Below are 13,720 nucleotides of genomic sequence, written 5' to 3' on the forward strand. Positions count from 1 at the left end.
GGAATTTATTTTGATTTTAAAAAGATTTGGGGAGATATAAGCGGATATCCGCTTATATCTCCCCAAATCTTTTTAAAATCAAAAATGATCAAATCTGCAAAATCAGTAAAATCAGCGTAATCCTGAGAAAGACAAAATCCGCTACAATAATTTCATCTCGTCAATCAACCGCGTACAGCCCGCGTATTTGTCCACGATAAACAGTACATAGCGGATATCCACCATGATATTCCGGCAAATGGAAGGGTCGAAGTTAATATCGCTCATCGTACCTTCCCAGGTGCGGTCGAAGTTCAGCCCCACCAGGTGGCCGTACGCATCCAGCGCAGGACTGCCGGAATTACCACCGGTGGTATGATTGGAGGCAATGAAACACACCGGCATCTTGCCATTGGCGCCGTAACGGCCATAGTCTTTCTTCTTATAAAGTTCTATTAACCGGGCAGGCACATCAAATTCATAATCTCCCGGAACATATTTTTCCATCACGCCATCCAGGTAAGTATAGAAATCGTAGTGAATAGCATCGCGGGGATTATAGCCATCTACTTTTCCGTAAGTAACCCGCAGCGTGCTGTTGGCGTCGGGATAGAAGCTTTTTTTACTGCCCATTACATCCATTTGCGCCTGCATATAAGTGCGTTGCAGGTTGTTGATGTTCGACTGCAGATCCGCCAGCGGGCGGCTTACATTATCCACATAACCTTTGCGCATAGCCATTACCAGCCGGGTAGCCGGATCTTTCCACATCTGCGCCACCACCGTATTATAGGGTTGTTGTACAAAAGCGGTTAGTTTATCGATAGAGGTTAAGCCGGATATCGCATATAGTTTATCAGTCAATGCGCGGCTGTCTTTGTTGTTTTCCTGCCAGATCTGTGCAAACTCCGCCCCTGCAAATTGCGCCGGAACGCCTTTGGCATACAAGGCAATCAGGCTCACAGCCACATCATGATCTACCTTTGCATTGTAATTCTGATAAAATCCCTGCATAGATGCGAGGAACTGCTGCCGCATGGTTTCATACTGCGCTTCTCCCCTTTCATGCACATCGTTGAGGAAGGTGATGAGGCGGTCGCCGACAGTGAACAGCTCCACATTTTTTACCAGCTCACTGTAATAGTCGCGGGCCTGTGCATAAGGTTGCACCTGCTGATAGTACCCGTTGAGCGAATCCAGTACGCCGTTGTACTTTTGCTTCCATACCGGGTTGCTTTCCAGCTGCTGCCGGTAAACATCTTCATACTGTAGTTTTTTACCTACGCCGTTGGTTTGCTTTACGCCCTGCATTTCTCCCATCCATTTCTTCCAGTAGTTGGCGGTGCCGGCGAATTTAGCTGCATACTGGATTTTTATCTGCGGGTCTTTCCGCATGTAGCTATCCATAATTTTGAGGGCGGCATCGCGCATTTCCACTTTGGCGGCATCGAGCACCTCTACGGTTTGCTTTACTCCTTCGGAGGGCAGATATTCGGTGGTGCGGCCGGGAAAACCCATCACCATAGTGAAATCATTTTGTTTCACTCCCTTCAGGGAAATGGTAAGGGCATATTTAGGCTTTAAAGGCACATTATCCTTTGAATAAGGCGCCGGGCGGCCATCCTTACCAGCGTAGATGCGAAACATCGAAAAATCGCCTGTATGACGCGGCCAAACCCAGTTGTCGGTGTCTGATCCGAACTTACCAATGGAAGAAGGCGGCGCGCCTACCAGGCGTACGTCGCGGTAAGTTTCCGTTACGAACAGGAAATACTGGTTGCCCTCATAAAAAGGCTTTATCATGGTTTCCTGCCAGCTTTCCCTGCGGGCATTCTGGCGGATTTCGTTCAAACGTTTGTCGATAGCCGACTGCCGCTCTCTTTCGCTCATACCGGGCGTTACATCCTGCAGGGCGGCTTTGGTCACGTCATCAATGCGTACAATGAAGGTGGCAAACAAACCGGGGTTAGGCAGTTCTTCTGCCGCCGACTTTGCCCAGAACCCGTTTTCCAGGAAGTTATTTTGTAAGGAAGAGTGCTTCTGAATGGCGTCATAACCGCAGTGATGATTGGTGAGCAGCAATCCCTGCTCAGAGATCACTTCTGCCGTACAAAAACCGCCAAAGCTCACGATGGCATCTTTCAGGCTGCCTTTGTTAATATTGTAAATATCCGCGGCAGTGATTTTCATGCCCATTCCCTTCATCTCTTTTTCATTAAGACCGGAAAGCAGCTGTGGCAGCCACATTCCCTCGGTGGCATAAGTGTGCCCGCCAAGTACCAGGAGTACCAATAAAAGCACCGGTTTCACGATTCGTTGCAACATATCTGATATTCTTTTTATAAAAGAGGCAATTTACTATAATTCGGGGAGCAGCGAAAAGATAACCCCATGTTTCCGATCATTCATCGACATAAACCCGCGATTTACAGAGAAGACAGCTATTATCCGGCTGGAAAGTCAGAATTTCAGCCCTATATCTATCTGTCGCAAATGTTCCGGTTAAAATCTTCGGTAGTAATAGCACACATTACAGGGTGGCTGATATGCCTGAGTTTACCCCTGCTGTTTGTCAGTGGGCAAACGGGCGACCGCAAAGCGCTCTCTATCTTATTCTCAACAGATTACCTGGTATTCCTGGTAACGTATGTAGCACTGTTCTATTTTCATACCACCTTCCTGTTTCCCAGGCTGTACTTCCGGAAACAATATGTTCTTTACTTCCTGTCTGTTTTACTGTTGCTGATCATGGTCAACTATATGCGGCCCTATGATCACCTGTTCTCGTTGTCGCATCCGCGTGGAGAAATGCCATGGCGCCAGCAAATGCCGCCCGGGGCAGCACCAGGCCCGCGGCCGGAAGGAATGCGGCCACCCGGCCGACCACACAGGCCCATCGACATTGTAAGCGACTTCCTTTTCCTGCTCACCATTGCACTGAGTATCGCCATCGAAACCACACGCCGCTGGCGGCAAACCGAAAAAAGAGCACTGTACGCAGAAACCCGCAAAACCCAGGCAGAATTGTCCTTTCTGAAAGCCCAGATCAATCCGCACTTCCTGTTTAATACCCTTAACAATATTTACTCCCTCGCTATCACACGCAGCGATAACACCGCCATGAGCATCATGAAGCTCTCTAACATGCTGCGCTATGTAACCGAGGATACGAGAGATGATTATGTACTGCTGGAAAGCGAAATTGATTGCCTCCGGGATTATATTGATCTCCAGAAACTCCGGCTCACCACTAAAACGAAAGTCAATTTCGCAGTTACCGGCAGCCCGGGCATTAAGTGCATTGCCCCGCTGGTACTGCTACCCTTCCTTGAAAACGCGTTTAAGTATGGCGTCAGTAATCACGAACCGTCTGAAATTACCATCCTGCTACAAACGTCCGAAAACAGGATCCACTTTTACTGCAGTAATAAATTATTCAGAATGGCGCCGGACACAAGCCGCACGGGCATTGGCATTTCCAACACACGGCAAAGACTGGAACACCTCTATCCCGATAAATACGAACTGCAGATCAGTGAAGATAACGGCGCATATTCTATTTCCTTACAATTACAGGTATAAGCGATGGAGATTAAATTTATTGTGATAGACGCCTGCCTTACAGGTGATCAAAACCTATGCACAGGAATTTCCCTGGCTGAAATTACAGCATACTTTTACAGATGCCATTTCCGCAGCGGAATACCTGCGGCAGTATTAATATCATCGGGGAATGCCATCTGCGTAGTTCCTTTCAGTTTATCATTCACGTATACCTGTGCATGAATATGCGTTACCCTGCCTTCATACCAGCCCGGGTAAATGGAAGTAAATTTAACCTGCCCGGCTGTATCCGAATACTGCAATCCCCTGCAGAAAACCAGCGCGGTATTATCCTGCGTACCGAGGTATCCCCGGTTGCTGTAGCCGGAATAATAACCATCCTTATCGCAATGCCAGATATCTACCCTCGCGTTGGCAAGCGGCTTGCAGCTGTTGTTGGTGTTCAGAATGTTAATGGTAATGTGCAACGGGGTACCTGTTTTGCCATCGGTGATATCCACGCGCTGAATGGAGGAGCCCCTGCTGTTGTAGAGTGGATAGGGACCATCTGTTTCTTCCGGGGAAACGGTACAGGCGCCGCTGCTGCTATCTGTTCCGGGATCGGCAGCATCACTTTTTTTACAGGCTTCAATCAGCACCGGCACAGCGGTAGCGCTGATAAACAGTTGTTTCAGGAATTGTTTACGGGAGTTTTCCATCTCATCATTTTTGATCTGCTATAAAGGTTTTGATTATGTAACAGATTTACAAAAAAGATAGATGAACCGGCCCTATGTACCGGAGAATAGCATTTCCGGAGCGGAAATAAAATCCCGGCTCCGGAAATGTTTTAACAGATTAGCTCATGCAACGATTAGTGATACAGATAATTAAGCGCAATGATATCATTGGCATTAAATGTACGGTTGCCGCCATTGGAGCAGGCCAGCATCCAGGAGTTGGCATCCGGTGCAGAAGGAGTGCCCGGAATATATACTGCGCCTACGTTGCTTGCGCCTTCGTTGGTGGCAGTACCGCCGCAGCTGTAGGAACGGTCCATGTAATCGGTATGACGCATACCAATGCAGTGACCAATTTCATGCTGGATAACAGAACCTACATACAATACGTTGGGATTAGATCCGTAGGCGTACTGGTTGGTGTTCATCTTAATGGTGCCATACGGATTACCACCGCTGGTAGGAAATCCGGAAGAACCGAGTGTGATGTAACCACCGCTTGGTCCCTGGTTAAATCCTCTGATGGTAATGTCAGCGGCGCCGCTGGTTACACGCTGAAAGGTCATGCGCAGCCCCAGCCTGTTGTAACGTGCAATGGCAGTGTCAGTGCCTGCGATAAAGGCAGTACCTAAACTGGTCACCTTAATTCTGATAACGCGGGGTAATGCTGTAACCAGGTAATTAGTGCGGTACTGTTCTGTTTTGGCCACCCGTAAAACAGGGCTCGTAACGGTTTCTTTCAACTGTGCAGCTGTAAGCAGGATGTCACCTTCCACAAGGTAGCCATCTTCGGTTTTTACCACGTTCTCTGTGCTAAAGCCATTTGCTTTAATCTGGGCTAACACTTCTGCTGACACGGGATCGGGCTGCGCTTCTTTTTGTGCGCCGTTCTTCTGACAGGACGCAAAGAGGAAAGCCGCTGCCATGCAGCAGAGCACAGGAATTGATTGTGTTCTCATAATTCAGATTTTTGGTTTTGGTTTAGAAAAAAAAGTTCAGATTTTTGGTTTAGATTTTAAAAAAAGATATCCCTGTCGCCTGTTTTTTCAAACAGGCCACTGTTAACAACACTAAATGCCCGCGCTGATCTGTGGCTGAATAAGACGCGGAATAAAAACAATTGCGTACTAAAAGCACATTGTTTTTTTTCTTCTTATTGCCGCAAACGCGATCGCCCAGCTTTGATTATCTTCCGGAAACTGCAGTTGTGATACTGTGCTCTCGTTTTCGGATACATACAACAGCTAATATGCCCTGCTATGGCATAGCATCAGTTTTTAATGGGTTGGTAGTGATTCAGTAATGCCGGTTATTTCCGGTGACTAAGATTTGCTCTATCAATTAAGAAACTGTGTAACAGATTCAGATCGTTGTTCAGATTTAGTTGAATTTTATATTAGGTTTTCCTCTTTCAATATTACAACATTCGTTTAATTTAAAAAAAATATTTTGTTTTAGTATTGATAAAAAATTGTGTTGAAAATCTAAATACAGTAGCTTTAGGTAGCAACACTAAACCAAAATCACTCACCCGTTGTCGACACCTGCATGCGGATAATACCCTCTAAAATATGGCCCTTGCTGTTTTTGCAGCTTTGTTATTTTTACTATGCTGCTGCACAGCGATCACACTATCCCGACAGCCTGGTGCAACGGTATGCTACCGATACATTTTCATTGCAACGGAAAAGTGGTCCTTTCCTGGTGAAGTTTGCAAAACTGCCAAATGAGTCAAAGCTGCAGCAATGGGGACTTGTACAGCCTCTCTCCCGCTATCATTACATATTACAACACGTACCGGAAGATAGTACGCTCGTATATTGTTACAGTGCAGGTTATAATTTTAAAGCAAGCATTCCGCTGCTGCAACAACTGGAACAAACATCCGCGCGGGATAGCATCACCATACAGGTGTCGTGCCACCCGGCAGAAAAGCAATTAATGTATGCCCGCGTGCAGTCGTACTCCACGCAGTACCACGTAGCCAGGGCAAAGGTTAAAAAGCAGGACTGGCCCTTGTTTATCAGTCAGGCGGCCATACAGTTCGCAGACCTTATCCGGCGACCAACCCCTGAAATTATTATCAATACCGGCAACCTGGCAGTGAACCGGATCCCTTTCGCACAACAGCAATTTCCACTTATCACAGGAAAACGTGTAACCGTTTCCGTTAAAGAAGATTTATTTGATACCACTGATATCGATTTACAGGGACGATATATTCCTTCTTCCTATAATTCCTCCCTCCAAACCGCGCATGCTTTGATAATGGCTACGCTGATTGGCGGCGCGGGCAACAGTGGTGCAGGTGGCAAAGGCGTGGCGCCTGAAGTAAAGCTGAGTTCTGCAGACTACAACAGCAGTCTCCTTCCGGATGATGATGCCTATTATCAACAATCCGGCATCACGGTACAAAATCACTCCTATGGTACCGGCATCGAAAATTATTATGGCGCCGAAGCCGTGGCCTATGATCAGCAGATTTATGAAGCAGATACTTTAGTGCATGTCTATTCTTCCGGGAACATTGGTACATCACCAGCCTCCGGCGGGCGTTACCAGGGCATTACAGGGTACGCTAATTTATCCGGCAATTTTAAACAGGCTAAAAATATTATTGTCAGCGGTGGTACAGATGGCGCCGCCCAACTGATCGCACTCAGTTCCAAAGGCCCAGCCTACGATGGCCGCATTGTCCCACATGTAACCGCTTATGGCGAAGATGGCACCTCCGGCGCAGCAGCGCTTACCAGCGGTGTGGTGGCATTACTCCAGGACGCCTGGCGTATGCTGCACAACACGTCCGTTTCCGCCGCCCTCATCAAAGCCGTTATCATTAACAGCGCCTTCCGGCCCGCAGGCGTACATCCATCATTTGGCAGCGGATATGGCAACCTGCACGCATATGGCGCTATCAAAACCATACAGGACAACCGCCTCCTCCAGGGCAGTGCCGGCAACCATACGGCTACGTCCTTCAACATCGCTGTTCCGGAGGGCATACAGGAGGTGAAAGTAACCCTGTGCTGGAATGATCCACCGGCCACTGTTAATACCGTTAAAGCGCTTATAAACGACCTCGACATAACAGCTACCACCGCCGACGGCAAAACCTGGCTGCCGTGGACGCTGAGCACCTATCCGTTAATTGATTCATTATTGCTACCCGCAAAACGTGGCAGGGATAGCCTCAACAATACAGAACAGATCAGTATTGAAAATCCGGTGCCCGGCAATGTGCGGGTGCAGGTATCCGGCGCACAGGTTACTGCCGGCACACAGCCTTTCTACCTGGCTTATGAACTGGTGCCGGTAAAAACCTTCCAGTGGCAAAACCCCGCCACAGGCACTACGGCAGCCGCAGGACAGGCATTGCCGCTGCAATGGGAAACTACGTATAGTGGTAACAGTGAGCTTTCCTACAGCAGCGACAGTGGCCGCACCTGGCTCCCCATTGCACAAAATATCCCGGTAGAAAACGGGCTGTATAACTGGAACGCACCGGATATTTTCAGCCCGGTGATCCTGAAACTAACGTTAACGGATACCTCGTTTATCAGCAACCCTTTTTACATTTCGCCGGCACTCACCATGCGCGCAGGATTTAACTGCATAGATACGGTACTGCTGTACTGGAACGGACAACCGGGCGCAACTGCATACCAGTTGTACACCATGAGCAATACGGCGCTGATTCCGTATAGCCAGGTCCATGATACTTTTGTTTTTATCCCCAAGGCTACGGCGTCGTCGTTGTATTTTGCAGTAAGCCCCGTCGCTGCGGGCGGCTGGACAGGCATCCGCAGCTATGCCGTTAATTACACGCAACAGGGTGTAGGCTGCTATGTACAAAACCTGCTGGCCGATCCTACTACCGATAATAAAGTAGCCCTGTCGCTCACACTGGGCAGCACCTGGCAACTCCAAACGGTTTACTGGGAGCGGTTTACACGGGAAGGCTGGATAACGCTGCAACAACAGCCCGTAGGCGACGCCATGAACTTTAACTACCTCGACGACACCGCACCGGAAGGACTGCTCCGCTACCGGGTGAAGTTGCTCACCTCCAACGGGCAGTATATTTATGCCGACCCGGTTACTGTTACCATCATTGCAGGCAATCATATCTTACTTTTCCCCAACCCCGTAAGCAGCCAGTTCACCGTTTTGGATGGCACCCCACGCAGCCGCCAACTGGTAATTACGGATATGAGCGGACGGATAGTATTGCAGCGGAATCTTGAGGATATCCAGGAAAAGGTGGAAGTGCAGCGCCTGGCAAATGGGATTTATAACTGTAGTATTTATGCAGATAATAAACGGATCTACTCCGCACAGTTTGTAAAGCAGCAATAATTGCTGCACAATGCCGGGTTATGATGAGCTTCCTGCTAAACAAAACAGCTGCTCCGGTAAACCGGAACAGCTGTTATTATACTTACAATGAGATAAGACTACAGGTGAATTGCTTCGCCGTAAGCTACTTCTATGGCGTCTTTTACAGATTCGCTCATAGTTGGATGCGGGTGGATGGAATCCAGCACTTCCTGGTAAGTAGTTTCCAGTTTACGTGCTACCACTGTTTCTGCGATGATTTCAGTAACGTTGGCGCCGATCATGTGGGTACCTAACCATTCGCCGTATTTGGCGTCGAAGATCACTTTTACGAAACCTTCAGTGGCACCAGCTGCAGAAGCTTTACCGGAAGCAGAGAATGGGAATTTACCCACTTTCACTTCATAACCGGCTTCTTTTGCTGCCTTTTCAGTATAACCTACAGAAGCAATTTCAGGTGCGCAATAAGTACAGCCCGGAATGTTCATGTAGTCAATTGGTTCTGGTTTGTGCGCATATTTCTTTTCATTGTATGCGATAGCTTCCACGCAGATGATACCTTCTTTGGAGGCAACGTGTGCGAGGGCCTGACCAGGCACCATATCTCCGATAGCGTAAACGCCCGGGATATTTGTCTGGTAATATTTATCAACCAATACACGGCCTTTGTCGGTTTTGATACCCATTCCTTCCAGGCCGAGATTTTCGATATTGGCAGCGATACCCACCGCGCTCAGTACCACATCTGCTTCCAGGGTGATTTCGCCGGTTTGGGTTTTCACTTTTGCTTTCACACCGTTACCACTTGCTTCAACAGCTTCTACAGAAGCGTTGGTCATGATTTCGATGCCTTTCTTTTTGTATATCTTTTCCAGTTCTTTGGAGATGTCTTCATCTTCCACTGGTACAATGCGCGGGAGGAACTCAACGATGGTTACTTTAGTACCCAGGGTTGCGTAGAAGTAGGCAAATTCAACACCGATAGCGCCGGAACCCACAACGATCATGGATTTAGGCTGCTGAGGGAGGGTCATTGCTTCACGGTAGCCGATTACATTCTTACCATCAATCTTCAGGTTTGGCAACTCACGTGCACGTGCGCCGGTAGCCAGGATGATATGTTTTGCGTCGTGTACAGTGGCTTTACCGTCTTTATCGGTTACTTCCACCTGGCCTTTGGATTTTACCTTTCCATTGCCCATTAACACGTCGATCTTATTTTTCTTCATGAGGAACTGAACGCCCCTGCTCATTTTATCAGCAACACCGCGACTACGTTTGATCACCGCCTCGAAATCCACTTTTGCATCACCGATCGTGATACCATAGTCTTTTGAATGCTGTGTATATTCAAAAACCTGTGCAGTTTTTAACAAAGCCTTCGTTGGAATACAGCCCCAGTTTAAACAGATACCACCCAGACTCTCTCTTTCCACTACTGCAGTTTTAAATCCCAGCTGAGAAGCACGGATAGCAGCCACATATCCGCCGGGCCCACTACCAATTACGATTACGTCGTATGCCATATTGTTTAATTTTTAAATTGAACTTGCCAAAGGTAAATAAATAAGCAGAAAGCACAAAGCCTATTGCAAAAAGCCACCGGAGCGGAGATTACGGGGATGTTTTGCAACATTTACCGCTGTAATCCGCGCTCCGGTGGCTTTTATACTAAAATCTTATACTATCGCAGATCTACTACTTCCACGCCAGGGTAATTTTTGGCATCGAAAGTAAAGGTAGCATCGCTCAGGTTGGTATTTGGTGTAAAATTGGTGATTTCGTAAGTATAATGGTTACCATTCTTCTCAAACACCTTCATCCTGGCAATGCTCTGGTTTTTCTTATCTACAGAAACAATCACCTTAAATATAGTCTTAGATTTATCTGTAGGCGTCAGTTCCACATTCTGGAACACCTTACCTTTTTCCTGCGTTTCTGCTTCCAGTTTGTACAGGTAATCTTTATCGTAGAAGTTGGTGAACAGTTTGGCCGGTGTCATGGCGCCACTGCTCTGATCCACGTTATTAATAGTTACTTCATTCACATCTTTCGCGTATGTCCAGGAAGTTTTGTTATCGCTGATGATTTCCTGTCCTGGCAGCGTTACTTTATATTTAGCTCCCTTCAGGTAAACAGTACCTTTTTTGGAATCAGACACGCTGTTATTAGCGCCTTCTACTTTTAATATAAAATTAGCGACTACTGTTTTTAATGACTTAAATTTATTACTAACACCATCCAGAACGGTTTTTGCCTTTGGGTCGGAAGCGCCCTTAGATTGTGCCATGCCGCTGAAAATGATACCACTCAACAACATTCCGGTTAATACAAATTTCTTCATCGTAGTTTTTTTTAGTTTGTGCTATCCAACAAAGACAAATGCCATGCCGGTATAGCCGTGTAGGTTTTTACAGGGTGCAAAATTCATTATATTTCCTGAAAAAGGGTAATAAATTCCGACCGCCTTAACATATTATAACAAATTATTAAGGATTTCATTCAGCTCGCTTTCTGTTTTCACCAGCACATCCCTGGCCTTGCTTCCCATATTGGGGCCTACGATGTTGGCGGCTTCCAGCTGGTCCATCAGGCGCCCTGCACGGTTGTAGCCCAGCTTCATCCTGCGTTGCAGGAGGGAGGTGGATCCCTGTTGGGTGGTAACAATCACCTGGGCAGCCTCTTCAAACAGCGGATCCCGGTCAGCGATACTCAGTTCGCGGCCATCCGGGTCCTTGTCATCCACGTATTCCGGTAGCAGGAAAGCATCGGGGTAGCCTTTCTGGTTACCAATGAATTCAGCCACGTTTTCCACTTCCGGCGTATCCACGAAGGCACATTGCAGGCGTACCAGTTCCCCGTTGAAGGAAACCAGCATGTCTCCCTGCCCTATCAGCTGTTCGGCGCCGCCGATATCCAGGATGGTACGGGAATCTATTTTTGAAGATACCTTAAAGGCCACGCGGGCCGGGAAGTTCGCTTTAATGGTACCGGTAATGATGTTTACAGAAGGGCGCTGGGTGGCAATGATCAGGTGAATACCTACTGCACGGGCCAGCTGGGCCAAACGGGCAATCGGCATTTCCACTTCCTTGCCGGCTGTCATGATCAGATCCGCAAACTCATCTACCACCAGCACGATGAACGGCAGGTAGCGGTGGCCTTTCAGCGGATTGAGACGGCGTTGCGTAAACTTACCATTGTACTCACGGATGTTGCGGGTACCGGCTTCTTTCAGCAGATCGTACCGCAGGTCCATTTCAATACACAGGGCATTGAGCGTGTGGATCACCTTTTTGGTATCGGTAATGATCGCATCATCTTCACCGGGTAATTTGGCCAGGAAGTGTTTCTCAATGAGCTTGTATAACGACAACTCCACTTTTTTCGGATCTACCAATACAAACTTCAGCTGGGAAGGATGCTTTTTATACAGCAATGATACCAGCAAAGTGTTGATACCAACGGATTTACCCTGACCCGTAGCACCTGCCATCAGCAGGTGGGGCATTTTGGCCAGATCGGCAATAAAGTTTTCGTTGTCGATCTTTTTACCAATGGCAATGGGCAGATCCATGGTGCTGGTCTGGAATTTTTCCGAGGCCAGCATATTTTTAAGAGATACGATGGTTTTCTTCACATTGGGTACTTCAATACCAATGGTACCCTTTCCCGGAATAGGCGCAATGATACGGATACCGAGCGCCGACAGGCTTAACGCAATGTCATCTTCCAGGTTTTTAATACGGGAGATACGAACGCCCGCAGCCGGCACAATTTCGTACAGGGTAACGGTTGGTCCTACTGTGGCACTGATCTTCTGAATGGAAATATCATAGTTTTTGAGGGTATCAATGATCTGGTTCTTATTCTTTTCCAGTTCAGCGGTATCCTGCACAATCACTTTGTCTGCATTATGATTTTCCAGCAGATCCAGGGTCGGGAACTTATAATCTCTCAGATCCAGGGACGGATCGTAAGGATCTACCGGTTCCACGGGCCGTGTGGGCGCTATCTCTTCCACTTCGTCTTCCTCGTCCTGGTAAGTGGGTTTTATTTCGAAGGCCACTTCTACCGGTTCCCCTTTCTTTTTGCTGACAGGGGCAAGCGGTTGTTCGGGCGTTTCTTCTATATACAATAATGGTCCCGGATCTTCTTCTTCCTCTTCTTCCTCCTCCTCTGCAGGCTGCCCGTTTTCGTAAGCAGGTTCGGCAGGCAGGTAAGCTGCATGGGCAGAGGGGATCACGGTGATGTCTTCCCTTTCCACCAACTGCATAGGTGGCAGGTCTTCCTCGTCTTCTTCCGGTTCCGCATGCGGCGGGATTACCATTACGCCACCGTCGTCGCGGAGACCGTTTTTACGTGCGTCTTCTTTCGCCGAGGCGGCGGGTGTTGCCGCAGTGGTTTGCATTACAGGGGCCACCGGTGATGTGGCGGGTATGGGTTTGGGTGCTTTTACTTTTTTCTCCGGCCATTTGAAGTCGAAGTTGAATTTCCAGATAAGCCAGGAGAAGCCAACAACCAGCAACAGCAGGGCGGTTCCTGTTTTGCCTACGAAGCCGGTGGTCCATTTATTCAGGGCATCGCCCAGGGCGCCGCCCCAGGGGAAATCGCCGCCGCCGATGGCAAAGGCCATTGTCATGCTGATAAAGAGCACACCAAACAGGATATATTTTATACTGCGCCAGATACGGAATACCCGGCGGCCAACGATGAAATTTACGCCGATGATAAAAAAGAAGTAGCAGAACAGGTAAGCGGCAATACCTACGCCATAAAAGAAGAAGTTATGCGATACATAAGCACCCAGGCGGCCGAGCAGGTTATCTACTTTTACATCTCCAAAAAATAATTCCCTGGTAGAATAATGGAAAATTTTATCCTGGTCATCTTCCCAGGTAAAAAGATAGGAAGTGAAAGCAATAAAGCAGTAAACAGACAATAAAAGAAAGAACACGCCCAGTACCTTGTGGGTGCGCTCATCTTTTACCAGCTCTTTTACCTTCACCTCGGGCTCCTTCTCTTTCTTCAATACATCCGGGTTCGGTGCGGGGCCTTTCGGTGGTTTCTTGCTTTCCGGTTTTTCGGTTTTCAGTTTATTCTTGGACATATTATAATTTCAG

General features: G+C 47.8%; 8 protein-coding genes. 2 read left to right on the forward strand and 6 right to left on the reverse strand.

Annotated elements, in window-relative coordinates:
• Positions 1-141: 141 nt before the first annotated feature.
• The gene (locus ACLHR0_RS30380; protein WP_429050407.1) at positions 142-2,304 is read right to left on the reverse strand and encodes a S46 family peptidase; all 2,163 of its coding nucleotides are present in this window, start codon (positions 2,302-2,304) and stop codon (positions 142-144) included.
• Positions 2,305-2,472: 168 nt separating this feature from the next.
• On the opposite strand from ACLHR0_RS30380, the gene ACLHR0_RS30385 reads away from it, so the two are divergent.
• On the forward strand, positions 2,473-3,561 hold the full coding sequence (locus ACLHR0_RS30385; protein ID WP_436491564.1) for a sensor histidine kinase: 1,089 nt from the start codon (positions 2,473-2,475) through the stop codon (positions 3,559-3,561).
• Positions 3,562-3,656: 95 nt separating this feature from the next.
• On the opposite strand, the gene ACLHR0_RS30390 is transcribed toward ACLHR0_RS30385, so the two are convergent.
• Positions 3,657-4,241, reverse strand: a complete 585-nt coding sequence (locus tag ACLHR0_RS30390; RefSeq protein WP_436491565.1) for an intradiol ring-cleavage dioxygenase — start codon at positions 4,239-4,241, stop codon at positions 3,657-3,659.
• Positions 4,242-4,396: 155 nt separating this feature from the next.
• Positions 4,397-5,221, reverse strand: a complete 825-nt coding sequence (locus ACLHR0_RS30395) for a M57 family metalloprotease (RefSeq protein WP_370907970.1) — start codon at positions 5,219-5,221, stop codon at positions 4,397-4,399.
• Positions 5,222-5,840: 619 nt separating this feature from the next.
• On the opposite strand from ACLHR0_RS30395, the gene ACLHR0_RS30400 reads away from it, so the two are divergent.
• Positions 5,841-8,618, forward strand: a complete 2,778-nt coding sequence (locus ACLHR0_RS30400) for a S8 family serine peptidase (protein ID WP_436491566.1) — start codon at positions 5,841-5,843, stop codon at positions 8,616-8,618.
• Between the two features lie 98 nt (positions 8,619-8,716).
• On the opposite strand, the gene lpdA is transcribed toward ACLHR0_RS30400, so the two are convergent.
• The 3 genes from lpdA to ACLHR0_RS30415 form a co-directional block, all read right to left on the reverse strand.
• A complete protein-coding gene (lpdA, locus tag ACLHR0_RS30405; RefSeq protein WP_370907972.1) occupies positions 8,717-10,123 on the reverse strand; it encodes a dihydrolipoyl dehydrogenase in 1,407 nt (468 codons plus the stop codon).
• Between the two features lie 158 nt (positions 10,124-10,281).
• A complete protein-coding gene (locus ACLHR0_RS30410) occupies positions 10,282-10,941 on the reverse strand; it encodes a LolA family protein (protein ID WP_429050413.1) in 660 nt (219 codons plus the stop codon).
• 132 nt (positions 10,942-11,073) lie between these two features.
• On the reverse strand, positions 11,074-13,707 hold the full coding sequence (locus ACLHR0_RS30415; RefSeq protein WP_436491567.1) for a DNA translocase FtsK: 2,634 nt from the start codon (positions 13,705-13,707) through the stop codon (positions 11,074-11,076).
• Positions 13,708-13,720: the final 13 nt, after the last annotated feature.

It is taken from the genome of Chitinophaga sp. ARDCPP14 (assembly GCF_051362515.1).
In the GTDB taxonomy this organism is placed as follows: domain Bacteria; phylum Bacteroidota; class Bacteroidia; order Chitinophagales; family Chitinophagaceae; genus Chitinophaga.